At 54.8% G+C, this 23,477-nt stretch carries 24 protein-coding genes; 19 read left to right on the forward strand and 5 right to left on the reverse strand.

The annotated features are described in order from the left end of the window. Nucleotides 1-191: 191 nt before the first annotated feature. The 7 genes from LCS67_RS02345 to LCS67_RS02375 all read left to right on the forward strand — a co-directional run bounded on the left by LCS67_RS02345 (nt 192) and on the right by LCS67_RS02375 (nt 7,273). Complete coding sequence (locus LCS67_RS02345) at nt 192-1,460, forward strand: SLC13 family permease (protein WP_000433390.1); 1,269 nt, start codon at nt 192-194, stop codon at nt 1,458-1,460. Nucleotides 1,461-1,492: 32 nt separating this feature from the next. Then, complete coding sequence (gene ttdA / locus LCS67_RS02350) at nt 1,493-2,392, forward strand: L(+)-tartrate dehydratase subunit alpha (protein WP_000045349.1); 900 nt, start codon at nt 1,493-1,495, stop codon at nt 2,390-2,392. Then, nucleotides 2,392-3,009: a L(+)-tartrate dehydratase subunit beta gene (gene ttdB, locus LCS67_RS02355; protein ID WP_000162405.1), complete on the forward strand. Its 618-nt coding sequence runs from the start codon at nt 2,392-2,394 to the stop codon at nt 3,007-3,009. The genes ttdA and ttdB overlap by 1 nt, the downstream gene beginning before the upstream one ends. A 156-nt stretch (nt 3,010-3,165) precedes the next feature. Next, nucleotides 3,166-3,414 carry an oxaloacetate decarboxylase subunit gamma gene (locus tag LCS67_RS02360; RefSeq protein WP_023230912.1) on the forward strand — a complete coding sequence of 83 codons (249 nt, stop codon included), beginning with the start codon at nt 3,166-3,168 and terminating at the stop codon, nt 3,412-3,414. Between the two features lie 15 nt (nt 3,415-3,429). Continuing rightward, complete coding sequence (oadA, locus tag LCS67_RS02365; protein ID WP_023230911.1) at nt 3,430-5,205, forward strand: sodium-extruding oxaloacetate decarboxylase subunit alpha; 1,776 nt, start codon at nt 3,430-3,432, stop codon at nt 5,203-5,205. Nucleotides 5,206-5,220: 15 nt separating this feature from the next. Next, the gene (locus tag LCS67_RS02370) at nt 5,221-6,522 is read left to right on the forward strand and encodes an oxalacetate decarboxylase subunit beta (RefSeq protein WP_023230910.1); all 1,302 of its coding nucleotides are present in this window, start codon (nt 5,221-5,223) and stop codon (nt 6,520-6,522) included. Between the two features lie 19 nt (nt 6,523-6,541). Further along, on the forward strand, nt 6,542-7,273 hold the full coding sequence (locus LCS67_RS02375; protein ID WP_000602022.1) for a triphosphoribosyl-dephospho-CoA synthase: 732 nt from the start codon (nt 6,542-6,544) through the stop codon (nt 7,271-7,273). A 33-nt stretch (nt 7,274-7,306) separates the two neighbouring features. On the opposite strand, the gene degS is transcribed toward LCS67_RS02375, so the two are convergent. The 3 genes from degS to zapG all read right to left on the reverse strand — a co-directional run bounded on the left by degS (nt 7,307) and on the right by zapG (nt 10,392). Beyond that, nucleotides 7,307-8,377 (reverse strand): outer membrane-stress sensor serine endopeptidase DegS, encoded by a 1,071-nt coding sequence (gene degS, locus LCS67_RS02380; protein ID WP_000497705.1) that lies wholly within the window; start codon nt 8,375-8,377, stop codon nt 7,307-7,309. A 92-nt stretch (nt 8,378-8,469) separates the two neighbouring features. Beyond that, complete coding sequence (gene degQ / locus LCS67_RS02385; RefSeq protein ID WP_000716690.1) at nt 8,470-9,837, reverse strand: serine endoprotease DegQ; 1,368 nt, start codon at nt 9,835-9,837, stop codon at nt 8,470-8,472. A gap of 156 nt (nt 9,838-9,993) precedes the next feature. Beyond that, a complete protein-coding gene (gene zapG, locus LCS67_RS02390; protein WP_001519074.1) occupies nt 9,994-10,392 on the reverse strand; it encodes a Z-ring associated protein ZapG in 399 nt (132 codons plus the stop codon). A gap of 192 nt (nt 10,393-10,584) precedes the next feature. Between zapG and zapE the strand changes: the two genes are divergently transcribed. The 12 genes from zapE (at nt 10,585) to nanQ (ending at nt 20,811) form a co-directional block, all read left to right on the forward strand. Next, nucleotides 10,585-11,709 carry a cell division protein ZapE gene (zapE, locus tag LCS67_RS02395; protein WP_076166660.1) on the forward strand — a complete coding sequence of 375 codons (1,125 nt, stop codon included), beginning with the start codon at nt 10,585-10,587 and terminating at the stop codon, nt 11,707-11,709. 301 nt (nt 11,710-12,010) lie between these two features. After that, the gene (gene rplM / locus LCS67_RS02400) at nt 12,011-12,439 is read left to right on the forward strand and encodes a 50S ribosomal protein L13 (protein ID WP_000847559.1); all 429 of its coding nucleotides are present in this window, start codon (nt 12,011-12,013) and stop codon (nt 12,437-12,439) included. 15 nt (nt 12,440-12,454) lie between these two features. After that, nucleotides 12,455-12,847, forward strand: a complete 393-nt coding sequence (rpsI, locus tag LCS67_RS02405) for a 30S ribosomal protein S9 (protein ID WP_000829815.1) — start codon at nt 12,455-12,457, stop codon at nt 12,845-12,847. 198 nt (nt 12,848-13,045) lie between these two features. Then, nucleotides 13,046-13,798, forward strand: coding sequence for a DUF695 domain-containing protein (locus tag LCS67_RS02410; protein ID WP_077906029.1), 753 nt, complete (start codon nt 13,046-13,048; stop codon nt 13,796-13,798). A 262-nt stretch (nt 13,799-14,060) separates the two neighbouring features. Continuing rightward, nucleotides 14,061-14,699, forward strand: coding sequence for a stringent starvation protein SspA (gene sspA / locus LCS67_RS02415; RefSeq protein WP_000257298.1), 639 nt, complete (start codon nt 14,061-14,063; stop codon nt 14,697-14,699). A 5-nt stretch (nt 14,700-14,704) separates the two neighbouring features. After that, nucleotides 14,705-15,205 (forward strand): ClpXP protease specificity-enhancing factor, encoded by a 501-nt coding sequence (gene sspB, locus LCS67_RS02420; RefSeq protein ID WP_000366112.1) that lies wholly within the window; start codon nt 14,705-14,707, stop codon nt 15,203-15,205. Between the two features lie 108 nt (nt 15,206-15,313). Next, nucleotides 15,314-16,105: a transcriptional regulator NanR gene (nanR, locus tag LCS67_RS02425; RefSeq protein ID WP_000382923.1), complete on the forward strand. Its 792-nt coding sequence runs from the start codon at nt 15,314-15,316 to the stop codon at nt 16,103-16,105. 134 nt (nt 16,106-16,239) lie between these two features. Beyond that, nucleotides 16,240-17,133, forward strand: coding sequence for an N-acetylneuraminate lyase (nanA, locus tag LCS67_RS02430; RefSeq protein ID WP_001029667.1), 894 nt, complete (start codon nt 16,240-16,242; stop codon nt 17,131-17,133). A 115-nt stretch (nt 17,134-17,248) separates the two neighbouring features. Beyond that, the gene (gene nanT / locus LCS67_RS02435) at nt 17,249-18,739 is read left to right on the forward strand and encodes a sialic acid transporter NanT (protein ID WP_000108071.1); all 1,491 of its coding nucleotides are present in this window, start codon (nt 17,249-17,251) and stop codon (nt 18,737-18,739) included. A gap of 46 nt (nt 18,740-18,785) precedes the next feature. Next, the gene (locus LCS67_RS02440; RefSeq protein WP_000054444.1) at nt 18,786-19,475 is read left to right on the forward strand and encodes an N-acetylmannosamine-6-phosphate 2-epimerase; all 690 of its coding nucleotides are present in this window, start codon (nt 18,786-18,788) and stop codon (nt 19,473-19,475) included. Next, nucleotides 19,472-20,347 (forward strand): N-acetylmannosamine kinase, encoded by an 876-nt coding sequence (gene nanK, locus LCS67_RS02445; RefSeq protein WP_000208981.1) that lies wholly within the window; start codon nt 19,472-19,474, stop codon nt 20,345-20,347. Before LCS67_RS02440 ends, nanK begins: the two co-directional genes overlap by 4 nt. Further along, nucleotides 20,344-20,811 (forward strand): N-acetylneuraminate anomerase, encoded by a 468-nt coding sequence (nanQ, locus tag LCS67_RS02450; RefSeq protein WP_000979901.1) that lies wholly within the window; start codon nt 20,344-20,346, stop codon nt 20,809-20,811. Before nanK ends, nanQ begins: the two co-directional genes overlap by 4 nt. Before the next feature lie 81 nt (nt 20,812-20,892). Here the strand turns inward: nanQ and LCS67_RS02455 are convergent, their stop codons facing one another. Both LCS67_RS02455 and codB read right to left on the reverse strand, forming a co-directional pair. Further along, nucleotides 20,893-22,173 (reverse strand): cytosine deaminase, encoded by a 1,281-nt coding sequence (locus LCS67_RS02455; protein WP_001180671.1) that lies wholly within the window; start codon nt 22,171-22,173, stop codon nt 20,893-20,895. Continuing rightward, the gene (gene codB, locus LCS67_RS02460; protein WP_000076263.1) at nt 22,160-23,413 is read right to left on the reverse strand and encodes a cytosine permease; all 1,254 of its coding nucleotides are present in this window, start codon (nt 23,411-23,413) and stop codon (nt 22,160-22,162) included. The genes LCS67_RS02455 and codB overlap by 14 nt, the downstream gene beginning before the upstream one ends. Nucleotides 23,414-23,477 lie beyond the last annotated feature (64 nt).

A 23,477-nucleotide genomic window follows, 5' to 3' on the forward strand; every position in this document is an offset into this window, starting at 1 on the left:
ATCGCAGGCGTTTCAACCAATTCTTCAATTCTATTAATCACGTCCAGTAACGATCCAACTACGATCTTGATGTAGATCCCACTCCTGCATTTTTCCTGAGAAACGATTTGACTTAGTTTTTGTATGGGAATAATTTCTCACTGTCAGCATTGGATACAATATCATATATCATTGATTGGATAATTATAAATATGGAACCCATTACCCTTACCTTATGTTTATTGGTGTTCGCTATCGTCATGTTTGTATGGGAAAAAGTGCCACTGGCCGTCACTTCCATGATTGTCTGCGTGGCCTTAGTTATCACCGGCGTTCTGAATATCAAACAGGCCTTTGCTGGCTTTATCGACACTAACGTCATCCTCTTTGTCGCGATGTTCATCGTAGGCGGTGCGTTGTTCGAGACCGGTATGGCAAACAAAGTGGGCGGCGTCATCACGCGCTTCGCGAAAACAGAAAAACAGCTGATCTTCACCATTATGGTGGTGGTGGGGTTGATGTCTGGCGTCCTCTCTAACACCGGTACCGCTGCGGTTTTGATTCCGGTGGTGATCGGCGTGGCGGCAAAATCGGGCTTCTCGCGTTCTCGTCTACTGATGCCGCTGGTTTTCGCCGCTGCGTTGGGCGGTAACCTGTCGTTAATTGGCGCGCCGGGAAATCTTATCGCGCAGTCTGCGCTACAGAATATTGGCGGCGGCTTTGGCTTTTTTGAATACGCAAAAATCGGTCTCCCGATGCTCATCTGCGGCATTCTCTACTTCCTGACTATTGGCTATCGCTTTCTGCCGAATAATGCGACCGGCGGTGAGGTGGGGAGCGTCGGGGAGCAACGTGACTACAGCCATGTTCCACAGTGGAAACAACGGCTCTCACTCGTGGTGTTGATCGCAACGATCCTCGGCATGATCTTTGAGAAGAAGATCGGTGTCAGCCTGGCCGTGACCGGTTGTATTGGCGCTCTTGTGCTGGTAGTAAGCGGCGTACTCACGGAAAAACAGGCCTATAAAGCCATTGATTCACAGACTATTTTTATCTTTGGCGGCACCCTGGCGCTGGCAAAAGCGCTGGAAATGACCGGGGCAGGCAAGCTGGTTGCGGACTATGTAATCGGCATGCTGGGGCAAAACTCCTCACCGTTCATGTTGCTGATCGCCGTTTTCGCCTTATCCGTTGTGATGACCAATTTTATGTCCAATACCGCAACGACAGCGCTGTTGGTGCCGGTGAGTTTGTCCATTGCCGCAGGTATGGGGGCCGACCCGCGTGCGGTTCTGATGGCGACGGTCATTGGCGGTTCCTGCGCCTACGCAACCCCTATCGGTATGCCTGCCAACATGATGGTGCTCTCTGCGGGTGGCTATAAATTTGTCGACTACGCTAAGGCCGGTATCCCCCTGATTATCGTTTCAACCATTGTCAGCTTGATCCTGCTGCCAATCCTTTTCCCTTTTCATCCGTAATTAACGGAAGCTGTTCTGACTAAGGAGCATTTATGAGCAAAAGTGAACAGATATCCCATATGACCGACGTTATGGCCAAGTTTGTGGGATATACCGGCAAAGTTTTGCCTGATGATGTCACTGCAAAACTGGAAGATTTGCATAAGAAAGAGACCAGTAAACTGGCCGACGTCATCTTTACTACCATGATTGAGAACCAGCGTCTGGCGAAAGAGCTGGATCGTCCTTCCTGCCAGGACACCGGTGTCATTCAGTTTCTGGTGGAGTGCGGGACGAACTTTCCGCTGATTGGCGAGCTGGAAGCGTTGTTGCGTGAGGCGGTGATCAAAGCAACTGTAGATTCTCCGCTGCGCCACAACAGCGTAGAAACTTTTGATGAATACAACACCGGTAAAAACGTGGGTAAAGGTACGCCGACGGTCTTCTGGGAGATCGTTCCCAATTCCGATCAGTGCAGCATTTATACCTATATGGCGGGCGGTGGTTGTTCTCTGCCGGGGAAAGCGATGGTGCTGATGCCGGGTGCAGGCTATGAAGGTGTGACCCGCTTTGTACTGGATGTGATGACCAGCTACGGCCTCAACGCTTGTCCGCCGCTGCTGGTTGGCGTGGGCGTAGCGACCTCTGTTGAAACGGCGGCACTGCTATCGAAAAAAGCGCTGATGCGTCCGATCGGTTCGCATAACGAGAATGAGCGTGCAGCCTCGCTGGAAAAAATGCTGGAAGACGGCATTAACAAAATTGGCCTGGGGCCGCAGGGGATGTCCGGTAATACCTCCGTTATGGGCGTGAACATTGAAAACACCGCGCGTCATCCTTCTACCATCGGCGTGGCGGTAAACGTCGGCTGCTGGTCGCACCGTAAAGGGCATATCGTTTTCGATAAAGATTTGAATTACACCATTACGTCTCACAGCGGAGTGAATTTCTGATGACTAAAAAAATCCTGACTACGCCAATTAAAGATGAAGATTTAGCGGATATTAAGGCTGGCGATATTATTTATCTCAACGGTCATATTGTTACCTGCCGTGACGTAGCCCATCGCCGTTTAATTGAAGGTGGTCGCGAACTTCCGGTAGATGTTCGCGGCGGCGCTATTTTACACGCTGGCCCAATTGTCCGCCCAATTAAAGGCGAAGACGATAAGTTTGAAATGGTCTCCGTTGGACCAACCACCAGCATGCGTATGGAGAAATTCGAAAAAGAGTTTATTGCGCAGACCGGCGTGAAATTAATTGTGGGTAAAGGTGGAATGGGCAAAGGCACGGAAGAGGGCTGTGCTGAACACAAAGCGCTGCACTGCGTATTCCCTGCCGGTTGTGCGGTTGTAGCCGCCGTGTGCGTGGAAGAAATTGAAGATGCCCAATGGCGCGATCTGGGGATGCCGGAAACGCTGTGGGTCTGCCGGGTTAAAGAGTTTGGCCCGCTGATTGTTTCTATTGATACCCATGGGAATAATCTGTTTGAACAGAACAAAATTATTTTTAATCAGCGTAAAGAGATTGTCGCTGATGAAATATGCCAGAACGTAAGTTTCATCAAATAAACCTGATTACGTAAATTGCACGATAATGGTGGTAATACGTTATGACGATAATAATAACCAAGGGCTCTGGCCGGGGGCGGCTCAGGGAAATCCACCCTTATTATTTCATCGTCATAAATAGCACCATTATCGTGCCTCCTGCCTGAAGGCTATTTTATGACTGATGCAGCTCTGCTATTAGGTGAAGGCTTCACCCTGATGTTCCTCGGCATGGGGTTCGTGCTGGCGTTTCTGTTCCTGCTGATTTTCGCCATCCGCGGCATGTCCGCCGCCGTCAACCGCTTCTTCCCCGAACCGGTCCCGGCGCCGAAGGCGGCACCTGCCGCCGCCGCGCCCGCTGACGACTTCACCCGCTTAAAGCCGGTGATTGCCGCCGCCATTCACCATCACCGCCTTAACGCTTAATTCCCGGAGGGATCCATGACTATTGCCATTACCGACGTCGTCCTGCGTGACGCCCACCAGTCCCTGTTTGCCACCCGTCTGCGTCTTGACGATATGCTGCCGATTGCCGCTCAGCTCGACGACGTGGGCTACGGGTCGCTGGAGTGCTGGGGCGGCGCCACCTTTGACGCCTGCATCCGTTTCCTCGGCGAAGACCCGTGGCTGCGCCTGCGCGAGCTGAAAAAAGCCATGCCGAAAACCCCGCTGCAGATGCTGCTGCGCGGCCAGAACCTGCTCGGCTACCGCCACTACGCCGATGACGTGGTGGAACGCTTCGTCGAGCGCGCGGTGAAAAACGGTATGGACGTCTTCCGCGTGTTTGATGCCATGAACGATCCGCGCAATATGAAAGCCGCCCTGCAGGCGGTGCGCAGCCACGGTGCGCACGCCCAGGGGACCCTGAGTTACACCACCAGCCCGGCGCACACCCTGCAGACCTGGCTGGACCTGACCGAACAGCTGCTGGAAACCGGCGTTGACTCGATTGCCATCAAGGATATGTCCGGCATTCTCACGCCGATGGCGGCGTATGAGCTGGTCAGCGAAATCAAAAAACGTTTTGAGGTGCGCCTGCACCTGCACTGTCACGCCACCACCGGGATGGCGGAGATGGCGCTGCTGAAGGCCATCGAGGCGGGCGTCGACGGCGTGGACACGGCGATTTCCTCCATGAGCGCCACCTACGGCCACCCGGGCACCGAGGCGCTGGTCGCCACGCTTGCCGGCACAAAATATGACACCGGGCTGGATATCCTGAAGCTGGAAAGCATCGCCGCCTACTTCCGCGAGGTGCGCAAGAAATACCACGCCTTTGAAGGCCAGCTGAAGGGCTACGACAGCCGCATTCTGGTGGCGCAGGTGCCGGGCGGAATGCTCACTAACCTGGAAGGCCAGCTGAAGCAGCAGAACGCGGCGGACAAACTCGACCAGGTGCTGGCGGAAATCCCCCGCGTGCGCGAGGACCTCGGCTTTATCCCGCTGGTCACCCCCACCTCGCAGATTGTCGGCACTCAGGCGGTGCTCAACGTGCTGACGGGCGAACGCTACAAAACCATCGCCAAAGAAACGGCGGGCATTCTGAAGGGCGAATACGGCCACACGCCGGTACCGGTTAACGCCGCGTTACAGGCCCGCGTGCTGGAAGGGGCAGCCCCGGTGACCTGCCGTCCGGCGGATTTACTCAAACCGGAACTGGCTGAACTGGAAGCGGACGTCAGGCGCCAGGCGCAGGAGAAGGGCATTCAGCTTGCGGGAAACGCCATTGACGACGTGCTCACCGTGGCGCTGTTCCCGCAGATTGGCCTGAAGTTCCTTGAGAACCGCCACAACCCGGCGGCGTTTGAGCCGGTGCCGCAGGCGGAAGCCGCGCAGCCTGCCGCAGCCCCGGCAAAACCTGCCGCCTCCGGTATCTACACCGTGGAAGTGGAAGGCAAAGCCTTTGTGGTGAAGGTCAGCGACGGCGGCGATATCAGCCAGCTCACTGCGGCTGTTCCGGCGGCCTCTTCCGCACCGGTTCAGGCTGCCGCCCCGGCAGGCGCAGGCACACCGGTCACCGCGCCGCTGGCGGGCAACATCTGGAAGGTGATTGCCACCGAGGGCCAGACGGTGGCCGAAGGCGACGTGCTGCTGATTCTGGAAGCCATGAAGATGGAGACCGAAATCCGCGCCGCGCAGGCCGGCACCGTCCGCGGTATCGCGGTGAAGTCCGGGGACGCCGTCTCCGTCGGCGACACCCTGATGACGCTGGCGTAAGGACGAGGAGCGGAAATGGAAAGTCTGAACGCCCTGCTTCAGGGCATGGGGCTGATGCACCTCGGCATCGGCCAGGCCATCATGCTGCTGGTCAGCCTGCTGCTGCTGTGGCTGGCGATTGCGAAAAAGTTCGAGCCGCTGCTGCTGCTGCCGATTGGCTTCGGCGGCCTGCTCTCCAACATCCCGGAAGCGGGCATGGCGCTGACCGCGCTGGAAAGCCTGCTGGCACATCACGACGCCGGGCAGCTGGCGGTGATTGCCGCGAAGCTTAACTGCGCGCCGGACGTGCACGCCATCAAGGAGGCGTTAGCGCTGGCGCTGCCGTCGGTGCAGGGCCAGATGGAGAGCCTGGCGGTGGACATGGGCTACACGCCGGGGGTGCTGGCGCTGTTCTATAAAGTGGCGATTGGCTCCGGCGTCGCGCCGCTGGTCATCTTCATGGGCGTGGGGGCGATGACCGACTTCGGCCCGCTGCTGGCGAATCCGCGCACCCTGCTGCTCGGCGCGGCGGCGCAGTTCGGTATCTTCGCCACCGTGCTGGGGGCGCTGACGCTGAACTACTTCGGCCTGATTTCCTTCACCCTGCCGCAGGCGGCGGCGATAGGCATCATCGGCGGCGCGGACGGCCCGACGGCGATTTACCTGTCGGGCAAGCTGGCGCCGGAACTGCTGGGGGCGATTGCGGTGGCGGCCTACTCCTACATGGCGCTGGTGCCGTTAATCCAGCCGCCGATTATGAAGCTGCTCACCACGGAGAAAGAGCGCAAAATCCGCATGGTGCAACTGCGCACCGTCAGCAAGCGGGAAAAAATCCTCTTCCCGGTGGTGCTGTTGCTGCTGGTGGCGCTGCTGCTACCGGACGCCGCGCCGCTGCTGGGGATGTTCTGCTTCGGTAACCTGATGCGCGAAAGCGGCGTGGTGGAGCGTCTGAGCGACACGGTACAGAACGGGCTGATTAATATCGTCACCATTTTCCTCGGCCTGTCGGTGGGAGCCAAGCTGGTGGCGGATAAGTTCCTGCAGCCGCAGACGCTGGGCATTCTGCTGCTGGGGGTGATTGCGTTCGGAATTGGGACGGCGGCCGGGGTACTGATGGCGAAGCTGCTGAACCTGTGCAGCAAAAACAAAATCAACCCGCTGATTGGCTCCGCAGGCGTCTCGGCGGTGCCGATGGCGGCGCGGGTATCGAACAAGGTGGGGCTGGAGTCGGACGCGCAGAACTTCCTGCTGATGCACGCGATGGGCCCGAACGTGGCGGGGGTTATTGGCTCGGCGATTGCGGCGGGCGTGATGCTGAAGTACGTGCTGGCGATGTAATCCAATCTAATCGGGGGCAGTGATTCTGCTCCCGCAAAATGAGGACACAGTAATGAGTGAAATGGTTGCGTTTCGGCAAGGTACATCCATGCCATCCAGAGAAACCATCTTGCATTATGTTGTTGAGACGGTGAATCAGATAACTGAGCTTGAGCCAGCGCTGCATTTGCTGCCGTGGTCTGGCGTCAACTCAGCAATATATGAGCAACGTTTTGCACAGTGTTACGACGAGGGGCTTTGTGCCGCACAGACGTCGGCACCGAATGTTCCGCAGGGGATTCTGCCATCGACCGATTGGGCTCAGGGTATCGGGTTACTCTGTTTTGCCGCAGGGTATATGAGCGCAGGCGAGCGGCCATTAACACACAATCAGTTATGCGATTTCGTCAAACAGGCGGCTGTTGGTTTATCGCCGATTGAGGAGGAGGCGGCGAGCGGTTTCTCGACGGTACGTAGTATTGCATTACCCGTATTCAGGCGATTACAACGCGATGGTCACGCATCTCGGATCCTGCTGTTACAAACGTTGCTGCATCTGATCGCCTGGAAAAGCGCATCGCAGTATGCGCGTCAACAGGCGCAACGACTGCTCTGGATGGGCGGCATTCTGGGGGAAGGAGGCGAGTCTGGCTTATTGGCACTCGATAAGGCGCTGCGTGAAGAGGCCGTCGGGGAGAAAAGTCTCCCCGCTCTGCTGATTTTCACGAGTTTCCTGGCACATTTTCCGGCAGGGCCAGTCTTTATTGACTAGCCGTCGAACGACGCGGGCAAAAGCCGCGTCGTTTTAGTTCGACGCCGGGTATTCCTGCACCGTCACCTGGAACGTGAGCTGCTTATCATCCCGCATTACCACGACCGGAATGACGGAGCCCGGACGGATTTCCGCCACCTGATCCATCGTTTCCAGTGCGGACACAGCGGGTTTATTATTGACCGAAATAATCAAATCATTAACCTGAATACCGGCAAGCGCGGCGGGGCCGTTTGGCGTCACTTCATTAACGACAATGCCCTGAATCGGGTCCATGCCGCTACCCTGCTGCGCGTGCAGCGGTGCGATTTCTCGTCCGCCAATACCGATATAGCCGCGAATCACGCGACCGTCGCGGATAAGCTTATCCATAATTTTCGTGGCTAGCTGGAAGGGAATCGCAAAACCAAGGCCTTCCGGCGTTTCGCCATCGTTACTCTTATCAAAAGAGAGGGTGTTGATCCCCATCAGTTCGCCTAACGAGTTGACCAGCGCGCCGCCGGAATTACCGTGGTTAATCGAGGCGTCGGTCTGGAGAAAATTCTGTCGCCCCGTCGGGTTCAGGCCGATACGACCCGTTGCGCTGATGATCCCCTGGGTGATGGTCTGTCCCAGATTATATGGGTTGCCGATAGCCAGTACGACGTCGCCAATATGCGGTGTACGCTTTGTATTAATCGGGATGGTAGGCAGCCCGCCAGTGGCGTTGATCTTCAGCACCGCCAGATCGGTAAGCGAATCGGAGCCAACCAGTAGCGCTTCAAAGACGCGGCCATCCTGTAGCGCGACGATAATCTGATCGGCATCGTTAATCACGTGCTTGTTGGTAATAATATAACCGCGTTGATCCATGATCACGCCGGAACCCAGCGTGCGGATCTCCAGTTGATTATGCGCGGTACTGTTCATACTGCGGTTATAGACGTTGACGACGGCAGGCGCGGCGCGGCGAACCGCAAAATTATAACTGGCTGGCGTCTCATCGGTACTGTCGAATTGCGGGACGGCGATAGGATTAATTTTGCGCAAAGAAGGCATGACGGCCAACAGAATAGCGCCGACAATTAAACCTATTGCGACCGAACGTAAGAGCTTCACAAACATGATGGAGGCGTCGTTAAAAAAGGGAACGGCAGCAGCATACCATGAGTTAACCGGACATCACATCGCAGGCTGATGCCCGGTTTAAGACAGGATTAGCGCAGCAATAGATAAATGTTCTCGTTGCCGCGTACTACCTGAAGAGCAATGATGGACGGTTTTGCCGCCATCACTTTGCGCATTTCGGCGATAGAACTGATGCGATCGCGATTAACGCCGATGATAACATCATCTTTTTGCAAACCGGCCTGCGCGGCAGGACTGCTTTTTTCGACGCTATCAACCTTAACGCCTTTCGTCCCGTCTTTCAGCTGGCCGTCGCTCAACGTCGCGCCTTGCAACGCCGGGGCGATCATTTCGGCGCTGGCGGAAGAAGAGGTATTGGAATCCAGCGTGACTTCCACCTCCAGCGGCTTACCATCGCGCAGCAGGCCCAGCTTCACTTTCGTGCCCGGTTCGGTGGTGGCGATACGTGAACGCAGTTCGGCAAAGCTATTCAGCGGCTTACCGTTAAGACTGATAATCACGTCTCCGGATTTCACCCCGGCCTTCGCCGAACCTGAATTGGGTAAAACCTCGCTGACAAAAGCGCCACGCTGAACGTTCAGTTTGAATGCCTTGGCGATATCAGCGGTCATTTCAGTGCCTTTAATTCCCAGCAATCCGCGTTTGATTTCGCCGAACTGAATCAACTGCTGCGCCAGCGTCTGCGCCATATTGGAAGGAATAGCAAAGCCAATGCCGATACTCCCGCCACCTGGCGCGAGGATCGCGGTATTAATCCCGATCAGCTCGCCGTTCAGGTTAAGCAGCGCGCCGCCGGAGTTGCCGCGGTTAATAGAGGCATCGGTTTGAATAAAGTTCTCAAGCCCTTCCAGATTAAGCCCGCTGCGTCCCAGCGCTGAAATAATCCCGGAGGTGGCGGTTTGCCCAAGGCCAAACGGATTACCGACCGCCACGGCGAAATCGCCGACGCGGAGTTTGTCGGAATCGGCGATGGCAATTTGCGTTAACTTGCTGGGGTTCTGAATTTGTAACAGAGCGATATCGCTCTGGTCGTCGCCGCCGATCAGCTTCGCGTCGAATTCGCGTCCGTCATTCAGTTGAATACTGATCTTCTGTGCCTGATTAATCACATGATTATTGGTTAATACATAGCCTTTCGCGGCATCGATAATCACCCCCGAACCGAGTCCTTCAAACGGCTGGGACGGCTGGTCTGGCAGATCCTCGCCAAAGAATTTTTTAAACTCCTCCGGCACTTTTTGGCTCTGGGCGGCGGTTCCCTCGACTTTTACGCTGACGACAGCAGGCAGCACTTTCTCCAGCATAGGGGCAAGGCTTGGCAGCGTCGCCTGGCCTGGCACCTGGCCTGGTATCGATGCAAGGGCTGGAAACGGCGCCGAAAGAGTTAACCCGACACTTAACGCTAATGCACTTAACAGCTGGGTGTGTTTTTTCATGGATGCTGCTCTCGTACCTTGGATGAACGGATAGACAATTCAAAACAGATTGATGTTATTGAATTTTCAGCCTGGTAACAATGATAATAGCTGGGACAGGAAAGATAGAGAGAGGGCGCAAGCGATGCGCCCGATAAATTTCTTAACGGCGTGCGATTAATCGCGCTTTGCGCCGCTACGTAACAGGCCAGACGCGCCTTCAGAATAATCACGTGGCATTTGTACTGGCGCCTGATCGTTGCTCGCCTCAGACTCCGCCAGACGGTTACGGAACGGATTCGACTCCGCAGACATTTCCGGCAGCAGGCTGCTGGAGCTTTTCGCCATATGCTGATACAGCTGGCGGTAATCATGCGCCATGGTATCCAGCAGTTCCGCGCTGCGGGCAAAGTGGCTAACCAGCTCTTCACGGTACTCTTCCAGCTCAGCTTTGTTTTTTTCCAGTTCGTACTGCAATGCCTGCTGTTGACGTAACTTACGATTACCAAAACGCATGGCCACGGCACCAATGATGATACCGACGACTAATCCAATTAGCGCATATTCCCAGGTCATGAACATCTCCCGTTGTCTTATGTTTCCGTAGGGTGTTGGCTCCAGGCTCCATGCCCGCGCCTGATTATGCCACTATAACCGCTAATTCCGTAGAAGTGGAATCCCGACAGCATATCGCGTAGTGTAGAACGGCCTTTTTTTCGTCAGCCGTGAACGACGGCACATCGATTTTCAAGGAATAACAATAACATTATGCAAAGCCTTTCCCCTACATCGCGTTATCTCCAGACACTCAACGAAGGCACCCATCAGCCTGACGACGTACAGAAAGAGGCGGTCGACCGTCTGGAAACCCTTTATCAGGCGCTCACCGCGAAAAAATCGTCGGCTACGCCACCCGGCGGTCTGATAGCGCGACTGGGGAAATTATTAGGCAAAAACGAACCGGACGCGCAAATACCGGTTCGCGGGCTGTATATGTGGGGGGGCGTGGGGCGCGGCAAAACATGGCTCATGGATCTCTTCTACCACAGCCTGCCGGGCGAGCGAAAACTACGCCTGCATTTTCATCGGTTTATGCTGCGCGTGCATGAAGAACTTACCGCGCTACAGGGGCAGATCGATCCGTTAGACATTATTGCCGATCGGTTTAAAACCGAGACGGACGTACTGTGTTTCGATGAGTTTTTCGTCACCGATATTACCGACGCCATGCTGTTGGGCGGTTTAATGAAAGCGCTGTTTGCACGCGGCATTACGCTGGTCGCGACCTCCAATATTCCGCCGGATGAACTCTACCGCAACGGTTTGCAACGCGCCCGCTTCCTGCCGGCTATCGATGCCATTAAACAGCACTGCGACATTATGAATGTGGACGCCGGCGTCGATTACCGGCTGCGGACGCTGACGCAGGCCCATTTATGGCTAACGCCGCTTAATGATGAAACCCGGCGGCAAATGGATAAACTGTGGCTGGCGTTAGCGGGGGCCGCGCGCGAGCACGCTCCGACGCTGGAAATCAATCATCGCCCTTTATCCACCCTGGGCGTTGAAAACCAAACGTTAGCGGTCTCTTTCGCTACGCTGTGCGTCGAGGCCCGCAGCCAGCATGATTACATTGCGCTCTCAAGGTTATTTCACACGGTTCTGCTGTTTGACGTGCCGGTCATGACGCCGCTGATGGAGAACGAAGCGCGCCGCTTTATTGCTCTGGTGGATGAGTTTTACGAGCGCCACGTTAAGCTGGTGGTCAGCGCCGCCGCGCCGTTATATGAAATTTATCAGGGGGAGCGGCTCAAGTTTGAATTTCAGCGCTGTCTGTCGCGCCTGCAAGAGATGCAGAGTGCGGAGTATCTCAAGCGGGAGCATATGCCGTAAGCCGGACAAGCGCAGCGCCCCGGCATTGTGCGGTATCATATCTGTGCAACCTCCCCTACCGGAGGGTGAACCAGGCCTGAACAAAACCCGCGGCAAATCGCAAAAAGGGGTCGATCTTTGACCTGGACTTCTCTATAATCCTGCGACCCCACGTTACAAGAGAGTTTTTTCCCAAACTTTCTCTGTGCCGGCCAAACATATCCGAGGGGGTAGGTTTACCGGACTTTGTCGTGTGAACCTCAACTATTTAAACGTTTGGGTGTTCACCAACGTGTAACTTATTTATTTGGGTAAGCTTTTAATGAAAACTTTTACAGCTAAACCAGAAACCGTAAAACGCGACTGGTATGTTGTTGACGCGACCGGTAAAACTCTGGGCCGTCTGGCTACTGAACTGGCTCGTCGCCTGCGCGGTAAGCACAAAGCGGAATACACTCCGCACGTAGATACCGGTGATTACATCATCGTTCTGAACGCTGACAAAGTTGCTGTAACCGGCAACAAGCGTACTGACAAAGTGTACTATCACCACACCGGCCACATCGGTGGTATCAAACAAGCGACCTTTGAAGAGATGATTGCCCGCCGTCCTGAGCGTGTGATTGAAATCGCGGTTAAAGGCATGCTGCCAAAAGGCCCGCTGGGTCGTGCTATGTTCCGTAAACTGAAAGTTTACGCGGGCAACGAGCACAACCACGCGGCACAGCAACCGCAAGTTCTTGACATCTAATCGGGATTATAGGCAATGGCTGAAAATCAATACTACGGCACTGGTCGCCGCAAAAGTTCCGCAGCTCGCGTTTTCATCAAACCGGGCAACGGTAAAATCGTTATCAACCAACGTTCTCTGGAACAGTACTTCGGTCGTGAAACTGCCCGCATGGTAGTTCGTCAGCCGCTGGAACTGGTCGACATGGTTGAGAAACTGGATCTGTACATCACTGTTAAAGGTGGTGGTATCTCTGGTCAGGCTGGTGCGATCCGTCACGGTATCACCCGCGCTCTGATGGAGTACGACGAGTCCCTGCGTGGCGAACTGCGTAAAGCTGGCTTTGTTACTCGTGACGCTCGTCAGGTTGAACGTAAGAAAGTCGGCCTGCGTAAAGCACGTCGTCGTCCGCAGTTCTCCAAACGTTAATGGGTTTCTGCTTCGGCAGACAACTGTTAGCGAAAAACCCGCTTCGGCGGGTTTTTTTATGGCTAAAGTCCGAATCCAGTCTCTTTTCCTCCCTATCTTTAGCATTATTCTCATCTTATTCATCTTTCATGCACGCTCAGAGAAAAGGAAGTCGCAGTGGGATTTTTTAACGCATTGTTTACTAAGAAAGAGTCGTTAATGCTGTCGAATAAATGGGAATTCTTTATAACAACGGTGGATGACCATGTTACGGGTATACGTGTGGATATCGGCGCTATTCAGGATGAAAAATTTGATCGCCTTATCCATACCTGGTTCTTACGTGTTCATTACACAAACTGTTATGAAAATGGTTTACCGCAGCCCGATGAAACACAGCGTTTAAATCGTATAGAGGACTGGCTTGATGAAAAGGGGAAGACGTTTCCGATCTGGCTGGTGGGTGTGGTTACCCAACAAGGCTGGCGCGATTTTGTGTTCATGTCGGAAGAGGATCTTAACTGGGAAAAGACGCTGGATAAATTGCTCGCTGGTGGCCCGGAAATCTCTTTTAGTTATAGAGAGAGTCACAATGATAAAGGAAACTTTTACCGCCAGTTCTTGTATCCAACCCGATACGACTGGAACTGGATACACGATTCCCGTGTGTGCCGGGGATTACAGGAACAAGGTGATGATCTGACGCTTCCGCGCGCTATTGATTATTATGCGACATTGCCTACAGAAGTCGCAGCGCGTGACCTGGCGCAAGATATTGCTGCATTACCGTATGGCATAACGCTGGTCAGTATTCGAATGAATGACCCGCAACAGGGGGTTATGGCGTCTTTTATCAGCACCGATGCTCCGCAACAATGGCATATGACAGAAATCACTTGCCAGCTTACCGATCTGGCTGAAAAACATGGCGGCAGTTTTGATGGCTGGGGCGCACCGGTAGTACAGGCATAACAGGCGAAAGACAATATCTCAGGTGGGACGAGCATTTCAGACCAGGAATATCTCTTTTTCCTCATTTCCAGAATCGACTCACCACAAAGGTCACAAAATCTGGTAAACTATCATCCAATTTTCTGCCCAAATAGCGGGGAATGTTCATTTTTTGTCTCGTTTCTGAGCAATGATGGCTTTTTTCGCCCTGGGTGACATAACATCTGGCTGGTCACATTGTGGCTGGTAGCAGTAAAAATTCTGAATATACCTGGAGGTTTTCATGGCTGTCGCTGCCAACAAACGTTCGGTAATGACGCTGTTTTCTGGTCCTACTGACATCTATAGCCATCAGGTCCGCATTGTGTTGGCTGAAAAGGGTGTTAGTTTTGAGATCGAACATGTGGAAAAGGACAATCCACCTCAGGATCTGATTGACCTCAACCCGAATCAAAGCGTTCCGACACTGGTGGATCGTGAGCTGACCCTGTGGGAATCTCGCATCATTATGGAATATCTGGATGAGCGTTTCCCTCATCCGCCGCTGATGCCGGTTTATCCGGTCGCGCGCGGTGAAAGCCGTCTGTACATGCACCGTATTGAAAAAGACTGGTATACGCTGATGAACGTCATCGTAAACGGGTCTGCTTCCGAGGCCGACTCTGCGCGTAAACAACTGCGTGAAGAGCTGCTGGCGATTGCGCCGGTATTTGGTCAGAAACCGTATTTCCTGAGCGACGAATTCAGCCTGGTTGATTGCTACCTGGCGCCTCTCTTGTGGCGTTTACCGCAGTTGGGTATTGAATTCAGCGGCGCAGGGGCGAAAGAGCTGAAAGGCTATATGACCCGCGTCTTTGAACGTGATTCTTTCCTGGCTTCTTTAACCGAAGCTGAACGTGAAATGCGCCTCGGTCGGGGTTAACCTGTATGGATTTGTCACAGTTGACGCCGCGTCGTCCCTATCTGTTGCGTGCTTTCTACGAGTGGTTGCTGGATAACCAGTTGACCCCGCATCTGGTGGTGGATGTGATGCTGCCTGGCGTGCATGTCCCTATGGAATATGCGCGCGATGGGCAAATCGTCCTCAATATTGCGCCGCGAGCGGTAGGTAATCTGGAGCTGTCTAATGATGAAGTGCGTTTTAATGCGCGCTTCGGCGGCGTTCCCCGTCAGGTTTCTGTGCCTTTGGCTGCGGTGCTGGCGATTTACGCCCGTGAAAACGGCGCAGGCACTATGTTTGAGCCTGAAGCCGCCTATGATGAAGACGTTGTCAGCTTAAATGATGATGACAATACCGCAGGCGCGGAAAGCGAGACCGTGATGTCCGTCATTGATGGCGATAAGCCCGACCACGATGACGACAGTAGCCCTGATGACGAGCCGCCTCCGCCGCGTGGCGGACGTCCGGCGCTGCGCGTAGTAAAATAACCAACAGGCCCGGAAGGGCCTGTTTTGTTTGGTCTCCTCGCGGGTTCACCCTGCTTTTGAAGCTGTGTTACGATAAGCTTGCTATTATTTGCCACCGACCACTCATGAATGGACGTTATGAACGCATTTGATTCGCAAGCAGAAGATTCACCGACATCCCTCGGGCGTAGTTTGCGCCGCCGCCCGCTGGCGCGTAAAAAACTGTCTGAAATGGTTGAGGAAGAGCTGGAGCAGATGATCCGCCGTCATGAGTTTGGCGAGGGAGAACAGCTACCGTCTGAACGTGAATTAATGGCCTTCTTCAATGTGGGACGTCCCTCTGTGCGTGAAGCGTTAGCTGCGCTGAAGCGTAAAGGCCTGGTGCAAATCAATAACGGCGAACGCGCCCGCGTCTCGCGCCCCTCTGCTGATACCATCATCAGCGAACTGTCGGGTATGGCGAAAGATTTTCTTACTCATCCTGGCGGCATCGCTCACTTTGAACAGCTACGGCTTTTCTTTGAATCCAGCCTGGTACGCTATGCGGCGGAACATGCCACCGACGAGCAGATCGCGTTGTTAACGAAAGCACTGGAAATTAATAGCCAGTCGCTGGATGACAACGCGCTGTTTATTCGTTCGGATGTCGAGTTTCACCGGGTGCTGGCTGAAATTCCCGGCAATCCGATCTTTATGGCTATTCATGTTGCTCTGCTGGACTGGCTAATCGCCGCTCGCCCAAGCGTTCCCGATCGTGAGCTGCATGAACATAATAACTTGAGTTATCAACAGCATATTGTGATTGTTGATGCCATTCGCCAGCGAGATCCCGATAAAGCGGATCGCGCTCTGCAAACCCACCTCAATAGCGTTTCCGCTACCTGGCACGCGCTCGGTAAAAAAAGTCAAAAAATGCGGTAGCGATCGCACCTCCGATCCCGGTTTAGTGAAGCAGATCGCACTATAAGCGTTCTGTATTATTTGCTGCTTATTTGATCTGGTATAACAGGTATAAAGGTAGGTAGTTAATATATTCATCATCCGTAGAGGTAGGTATGGCAAAAGCATTGCAAGGCGTAATGGCGGCGTTGTTGACCCCATTTGATCATCAGCAGCAACTGGATAGCGAAAGCCTGCGCCGTCTGGTGCGTTTTAACATCGGCCAGGGTATCGACGGGCTGTACGTTGGCGGTTCCACCGGGGAAGCATTCGTACAGAGCCTTGCTGAAAGAGAGCAGGTACTGGAGATTGTCGCCGAAGAGGCGAAGGGAAAAATCACGTTGATCGCCCATGTCGGGACGGTAAGCACCGCAGAAAGCCAGCAGCTTGCCAGCGCCGCAAAGCGTTACGGTTTTGATGCGGTCTCTGCGGTGACGCCTTTTTATTACCCTTTCAGTTTTGAAGAGCACTGTGACCATTATCGGGCAATCATTGATTCCGCAGATGGATTGCCGATGGTGGTATACAACATTCCGGCGTTAAGCGGCGTAAAACTTACCCTCGATCAGATCAATACGCTGGTGACATTACCGGGCGTGAGCGCGCTGAAGCAAACCTCCGGCGATCTCTTCCAGATGGAGCAGATCCGCCGCGCGCATCCGGATCTGGTGCTGTACAACGGTTATGACGAAATCTTCGCTTCCGGTCTGCTGGCGGGCGCGGACGGCGGTATCGGCAGCACATACAACATTATGGGCTGGCGTTATCAGGGAATTGTGCAGGCATTACGTGAGGGCGATGTGGCGAAAGCGCAGCGTCTGCAAACCGAGTGCAATAAGGTTATTGATTTACTGATTAAAACCGGCGTATTCCGCGGCCTGAAAACGGTCCTGCATTATATGGACGTGGTATCGGTGCCGCTGTGTCGTAAACCGTTCGCGCCTGTTGATGAAAAATATCTGCCGGCGCTCAAGGCGCTGGCTCAACAACTGATGGAAGAAAAGGCGTAACAGCATAATGCCGGGGGCGCTACGCTTGCCCGGCCTACAACAGTGTGAGCGGTAGGCCGGATAAGGCGGAGCCGCCATTCGGCATAACGACAACAAAAATCGTCGGGAGAGTAAAATGAGTACTTCTACCCAGAACATCCCGTGGTATCGCCATCTCAACCGGGCGCAGTGGCGGGCATTTTCCGCTGCCTGGCTGGGATATCTGCTTGATGGTTTTGATTTTGTGTTGATTGCTCTTGTACTGACTGAGGTACAAAGCGAATTTGGGCTGACGACAGTACAGGCGGCAAGCCTGATTTCTGCGGCTTTTATCTCTCGCTGGTTCGGCGGGTTATTACTGGGCGCGATGGGCGATCGCTATGGGCGTCGTCTGGCGATGGTCAGCAGCATCATCCTGTTTTCAGTGGGAACCCTGGCCTGCGGGTTTGCGCCCGGTTACACCACCATGTTCATCGCCCGACTGGTGATTGGTATGGGCATGGCGGGCGAATATGGTTCCAGCGCGACCTATGTGATTGAAAGCTGGCCAAAACATTTACGCAATAAAGCCAGCGGTTTTCTGATTTCCGGCTTCTCCGTCGGCGCGGTCGTTGCCGCGCAGGTGTACAGCCTGGTGGTGCCTGTCTGGGGCTGGCGCGCGCTGTTTTTCATTGGCATTTTGCCAATTATCTTCGCCCTCTGGCTGCGGAAAAACATTCCGGAAGCGGAAGACTGGAAAGAGAAACACGCGGGTAAAGCGCCGGTACGCACGATGGTTGACATTCTTTATCGGGGCGAACATCGCATCATCAACATTTTAATGACCTTCGCCGCCGCTGCTGCGCTGTGGTTCTGCTTTGCCGGTAACCTACAAAATGCTGCGATTGTGGCGGGGCTGGGACTACTGTGCGCGGTTATCTTTATCAGTTTTATGGTGCAGAGCAGCGGTAAACGCTGGCCCACTGGCGTCATGCTGATGCTGGTGGTACTGTTTGCTTTCCTCTATTCCTGGCCGATTCAGGCGCTATTACCTACTTATCTGAAAACCGAGCTGGCCTACGATCCGCATACGGTGGCGAATGTCCTGTTCTTTAGCGGATTTGGCGCGGCGGTTGGTTGCTGCGTAGGCGGTTTTCTTGGCGACTGGCTGGGAACGCGTAAAGCCTATGTCTGTAGCCTGCTGGCCTCGCAAATCCTCATTATTCCGGTCTTTGCGATTGGCGGCACAAACGTCTGGGTTCTGGGTCTGCTACTGTTTTTCCAACAGATGTTGGGGCAGGGGATTGCCGGGATTCTGCCGAAGCTGATCGGCGGTTACTTCGATACCGATCAGCGCGCGGCGGGGCTGGGCTTTACTTATAACGTCGGCGCGCTCGGCGGCGCGCTGGCACCGATCCTGGGAGCGCTGATCGCTCAACGTCTGGATCTGGGCACTGCGCTGGCATCGCTCTCTTTCAGCCTGACGTTTGTCGTGATCCTGCTTATTGGGCTTGATATGCCGTCTCGCGTACAGCGTTGGCTACGTCCGGAAGCGTTACGCACCCATGATGCTATCGACGACAAACCGTTCAGCGGAGCCGTACCGCTTGGCAGTGGTAAAGGTGCCTTTGTAAAAACGAAAAGTTAATCCGCTTGCCCGGTTTTAAACCGGGCAATATTTGTAAGGGAGTAGTATGTCGTTACTTGAACAACTGGATAAAAATATTGCCGCTTCTGGCGGCCTGATTGTCTCCTGCCAGCCCGTTCCGGGCAGTCCGCTGGATAAGCCGGAGATTGTAGCGGCAATGGCGTTGGCGGCGGAACAGGCGGGCGCGGTTGCGGTGCGTATTGAAGGCATAGACAACCTGCGCGTGGCCCGCTCGCTCGTTTCGGTACCCATTATCGGCATTATCAAACGCGATCTGGACGACTCTCCAGTGCGCATTACCCCTTTTCTCGACGATGTAGATGCGCTGGCGCAGGCTGGCGCAGCTATTATCGCCGTTGATGGAACCGCTCGGCAACGGCCGGTAGCCGTTGAGGCGTTGTTGGCGCGCATTCATCACCACCATCTACTGGCGATGGCCGACTGCTCATCCGTGGACGATGGTCTCGCCTGCCAACGGTTGGGCGCGGACATTATCGGCACGACAATGTCCGGCTACACCACCCCCGATACGCCGGAGGAACCCGATCTGCCCTTAGTCAAAGCGTTGCATGACGCCGGATGCCGGGTAATAGCCGAAGGGCGCTATAACTCGCCAGCACTGGCGGCGGAGGCGATCCGCTATGGCGCATGGGCGGTGACGGTGGGGTCCGCCATTACCCGTCTGGAACATATCTGTGGATGGTATAACGACGCATTAAAAAAGGCGGCGTCATGACTACGTTAGCAATTGATATTGGCGGTACTAAACTTGCCGCCGCGCTCATCGACAACAACTTGCGCATTAGCCAGCGTCGCGAGCTACCGACCCCCGCGAGCAAAACGCCGGATGCGTTACGTGAAGCATTAAAGGCGCTGGTTGAACCACTACGGGCAGAGGCGCGTCAGGTAGCGATAGCTTCTACCGGGATCATTCAGGAAGGGATGCTGCTGGCGCTAAACCCCCATAATCTGGGCGGCTTGCTACACTTTCCGTTAGTACAAACACTGGAAACGATAGCAGGCCTGCCGACGCTGGCGGTGAACGACGCGCAGGCGGCGGCCTGGGCGGAGTATCACGCGCTCCCTGATGATATTCGCGATATGGTATTTATCACCGTTTCAACCGGCGTTGGCGGCGGCGTTGTCTGCGACGGCAAGCTCCTTACCGGAAAAGGCGGTCTGGCCGGGCACCTGGGACACACCCTGGCGGACCCACACGGGCCCGTATGCGGCTGTGGACGCGTTGGCTGCGTAGAGGCCATCGCCTCCGGACGAGGGATGGCCGCGGCGGCGCGGGACGATCTGGCGGGATGCGACGCCAAAACCCTATTTATTCGCGCTGGCGAAGGTCATCAGCAGGCGCGACATCTGGTAAGCCAATCCGCGCAGGTGATAGCGCGAATGATCGCCGATGTGAAAGCGATTACCGACTGCCAGTGTGTGGTCATTGGCGGCAGCGTAGGGTTAGCTGAGGGTTACCTGGAGCAGGTTCGCGCGTTTTTGATGCAAGAGCCTGCGCCTTATCACGTGGCGCTGAGCGCCGCTCGCTATCGGCATGACGCAGGATTATTAGGCGCTGCTTTGTTAGCTCAAGGAGACACATTATGATGATGGGGGAAGTACAGTCGTTGCCTTCTTGCGGGTTGCATCCGCGACTGCTGGATGCCTTGACTCTCGCGCTGGCGGCAAGGCCGCAGGAGAAAGCGCCGGGGCGCTATGAATTGCAGGGCGACAATATCTTTATGAATGTAATGCAGTTAACGACGCAAATGCCGGCCGAGAAGAAAGCGGAATTGCATGAACAATACATTGATATTCAGCTACTACTAACCGGCGTCGAGCGTATTGCGTTTGGGATGTCCGGTGCCGCTCGCCAGTGCGAGGAGATGCACGTTGAAGAGGATTACCAGCTTTGTAGTCAAATTGTCGACGAGCAGACTATTACGCTGCAAGCGGGGATGTTTGCTGTGTTTATGCCGGGAGAACCGCATAAACCGGGATGTGCAGTGGGTGAGCCGGATGACATCAAGAAAGTGGTAGTGAAAGTACGCGCCAGTCTGCTGGCGGCCTGAATCTCTTGCCGGAGCAGTCTTCCGAACGCAGCCCCTTACGGGCTGCGTGGTGAATGTGCCGGAGAGCGCGGGTATGACGGGTTAACGCTTAAACGTCACGGCTTCCGGCTGGGGCAGGTGCAGCGTCGTCTGGCTCGGCACCGTCTCGGCAATTACCCGCCCGTGGCGAATCGAGTAACGGGCAGGCGTCTGGCGACGTACCGCATCGAATCCATTCTCAGCGGGTAAGATAACCAGATTCGCGGCATTGCCGACGCTCAGACCGTAGTCCTGTAAATGCAGGGTTTTTGCGCTGTGGGTAGTGATCAGATTTAACCCATCGTTGATTTGCCCATACCCCATCAACTGGCAAACGTGTAACCCCATATGCAGCACCTGCAGCATATTTGCCGTGCCTAATGGATACCACGGATCGAAGACGTCATCATGGCCAAAGCAGACGTTGATCCCCGCTTCCAGCATCTCTTTCACTCGCGTGACGCCACGACGTTTCGGGTAAGTGTCAAACCGCCCTTGCAGATGAATATTCACCAGCGGGTTGGCGACGAAGTTAATCCCCGACATTTTCAACAGGCGGAACAGGCGTGACGCATACGCGCCGTTGTACGAGTGCATAGCCGTGGTGTGGCTGGCGGTCACGCGCGACCCCATGCCATCACGATGCGCCAGCGCCGCGACCGTTTCGACAAAGCGAGACTGCTCGTCATCAATTTCGTCGCAGTGCACATCGATCAAGCGATCGTATTTCTGCGCCAGGGCGAAGGTTTTGTGCAGCGATTCAACGCCATATTCCCGCGTGAACTCAAAGTGCGGAATGGCGCCAATAACGTCAGCGCCCAAACGCACGGCTTCCTCTAACAGCGCTTCACCGTTGGGATAAGACAGAATACCTTCTTGCGGAAAGGCGACAATTTGCAGGTCTACCCACGGCGCAACCTCTTGCTTCACTTCCAGCATGGCTTTCAGCGCGGTGAGCGTAGGATCTGAAACGTCAACGTGAGTACGAACGTACTGGATGCCGTTAGCCATCTGCCATTTCAGGGTCTGCATCGCGCGCGCTTTCACATCTTCATGCGTGAGCATTGCTTTACGTTCTGCCCAGCGCTCAATCCCTTCAAACAGTGTGCCGGACTGGTTCCAGCTCGGTTCACCCGCCGTTTGCGTGGTATCCAGGTGGATATGTGGCTCAACAAACGGTGGAATAGCCAGACCGCCTTCGGCATCAAGCACTTCGCCCTGCGGTAACGATGCGGCTTCCTGAGGATCAATCCGGCTAAAGCGCCCGTTTTCAATCGTAATCTGCCATAATCCTTCGTGTCCCTGCAGACGCGCCTGACGAATGGTGATGTTATTGTTCTGCATGGCTGACCTCTGGTGATTTAGCAAGGCTGCGGTTGAAAAGTGGATTCAGCAGGATATAGCTGAAGACGCCGCCGAGTACGGCGTTGACGGGCACAATACCAGGAACATAATGTCCGGCGGCGATGCCCAGCGCGACGGAAAGAATAGCAATCCAGTTAACGGGAATAAAGCGCACGGTGTTGAAGTCAGCATAGCGGCGGCGGTTCAACAGATAGTCGGCAATAATCACTCCGCCAATCGGTGGGATGGCAGATGACAGGAACGTCAGCCAGCCGACAAAATTATTATAAAGCCACAGCGCGCACACGGTACCGATAATCCCGTTCACCACCGACAGCGTGCGGCTGGAAAGACCGGTAATATTGGCGAAGCCCAGACCCGATGCGTACAGCGCGTTATCGTTGGTGGTCCAGATATTCAGGCCGAGCACCACAATCGCGGGCAGCAGCAGCCCCTGCGCTATCATCACGTCAGAGATATCCGCCTGACCGACGGCGGCAGCGCCTGCCGCGCCAAAGATAAACATCAGCGAGTTGCCGAGGAAAAAAGCGACCATCGCAATCAGTACGGCGCTTTTGGCATGACGTCCGAAGCGGACGAAGTCGGCGGTCAATGTACCGGCGCTGACAAACGAGCCCACCACCAGCGCCAGCGCGCTGGAAAAATCCAGCGGCGTCTGCGGCACTATCGTTTTTAAATGCTCCAGCCCACCCACGCCGCTGACCGCCAGCCAGACGGAGTAGCTGCCCAGAATCACGATCGCGGGTACGGCAATGATAGACAAAATGGTCAACGCCGAGATGCCGAAAAAAATGGTCAGGGTCATCAGCAGACCCGAAACGGCAATCAGAATATTGGCATCAATGCCTGTCGCTTTACTGACCGGAATAGCGAACATCGCTACGCCAACGCCAAACCAGCCTACCTGTGTGCCGCCAAGCAGCAAGGAGGGAAGCCATGAACCTTTAACGCCAAAGGAGTAACGTGCAAGGAGGTGGGTGGAGAGTCCGGTTTTTGCGCCGATGTAACCAAGAAATGCAGTGTAGATACCGAGGAGGAGATTACCGAAGAGAACTGCGAGGAAGAAATCATTATAAGAAAGACCGGTGCCGAGTGTCCCTCCGGTCCACATACTGGCGGAAAAAAACGTTAAACCCAACATGACAAACGTCAGTGGAATCACGCCCTTCCGCGCCGCCAGAGGGACAGGGCCCTGGCTATAATTGTTGTCCTGCGACACAACGCCTCCATGAATTTTGCCCAAAAAATCCGCCGCATAATATACAGTTCTCAGAATAAAGCAA

It is taken from the genome of Salmonella sp. A7 (assembly GCF_020181675.1).
Lineage (GTDB): Bacteria > Pseudomonadota > Gammaproteobacteria > Enterobacterales > Enterobacteriaceae > Salmonella > Salmonella enterica.

Bases quoted from the DNA above. Each gene is read 5' to 3' on its own strand.
- nanQ (WP_000979901.1), top strand. From the start codon at position 20,344: ATGATGATGGGGGAAGTACAGTCGTTGCCTTCTTGCGGGTTGCATCCG.
- rpsI (WP_000829815.1), top strand. From the start codon at position 12,455: ATGGCTGAAAATCAATACTACGGCACTGGTCGCCGCAAAAGTTCCGCA.
- LCS67_RS02360 (WP_023230912.1), top strand. From the start codon at position 3,166: ATGACTGATGCAGCTCTGCTATTAGGTGAAGGCTTCACCCTGATGTTC.
- rplM (WP_000847559.1), top strand. From the start codon at position 12,011: ATGAAAACTTTTACAGCTAAACCAGAAACCGTAAAACGCGACTGGTAT.
- nanT (WP_000108071.1), top strand. From the start codon at position 17,249: ATGAGTACTTCTACCCAGAACATCCCGTGGTATCGCCATCTCAACCGG.
- LCS67_RS02345 (WP_000433390.1), top strand. From the start codon at position 192: ATGGAACCCATTACCCTTACCTTATGTTTATTGGTGTTCGCTATCGTC.
- ttdB (WP_000162405.1), top strand. From the start codon at position 2,392: ATGACTAAAAAAATCCTGACTACGCCAATTAAAGATGAAGATTTAGCG.
- nanK (WP_000208981.1), top strand. From the start codon at position 19,472: ATGACTACGTTAGCAATTGATATTGGCGGTACTAAACTTGCCGCCGCG.
- sspB (WP_000366112.1), top strand. From the start codon at position 14,705: ATGGATTTGTCACAGTTGACGCCGCGTCGTCCCTATCTGTTGCGTGCT.
- zapG (WP_001519074.1), bottom strand. From the start codon at position 10,392: ATGACCTGGGAATATGCGCTAATTGGATTAGTCGTCGGTATCATCATT.
- sspA (WP_000257298.1), top strand. From the start codon at position 14,061: ATGGCTGTCGCTGCCAACAAACGTTCGGTAATGACGCTGTTTTCTGGT.
- nanA (WP_001029667.1), top strand. From the start codon at position 16,240: ATGGCAAAAGCATTGCAAGGCGTAATGGCGGCGTTGTTGACCCCATTT.
- degQ (WP_000716690.1), bottom strand. From the start codon at position 9,837: ATGAAAAAACACACCCAGCTGTTAAGTGCATTAGCGTTAAGTGTCGGG.
- LCS67_RS02410 (WP_077906029.1), top strand. From the start codon at position 13,046: ATGCTGTCGAATAAATGGGAATTCTTTATAACAACGGTGGATGACCAT.
- LCS67_RS02370 (WP_023230910.1), top strand. From the start codon at position 5,221: ATGGAAAGTCTGAACGCCCTGCTTCAGGGCATGGGGCTGATGCACCTC.
- zapE (WP_076166660.1), top strand. From the start codon at position 10,585: ATGCAAAGCCTTTCCCCTACATCGCGTTATCTCCAGACACTCAACGAA.
- LCS67_RS02455 (WP_001180671.1), bottom strand. From the start codon at position 22,173: ATGCAGAACAATAACATCACCATTCGTCAGGCGCGTCTGCAGGGACAC.
- LCS67_RS02440 (WP_000054444.1), top strand. From the start codon at position 18,786: ATGTCGTTACTTGAACAACTGGATAAAAATATTGCCGCTTCTGGCGGC.
- degS (WP_000497705.1), bottom strand. From the start codon at position 8,377: ATGTTTGTGAAGCTCTTACGTTCGGTCGCAATAGGTTTAATTGTCGGC.
- nanR (WP_000382923.1), top strand. From the start codon at position 15,314: ATGGACGTTATGAACGCATTTGATTCGCAAGCAGAAGATTCACCGACA.
- ttdA (WP_000045349.1), top strand. From the start codon at position 1,493: ATGAGCAAAAGTGAACAGATATCCCATATGACCGACGTTATGGCCAAG.
- oadA (WP_023230911.1), top strand. From the start codon at position 3,430: ATGACTATTGCCATTACCGACGTCGTCCTGCGTGACGCCCACCAGTCC.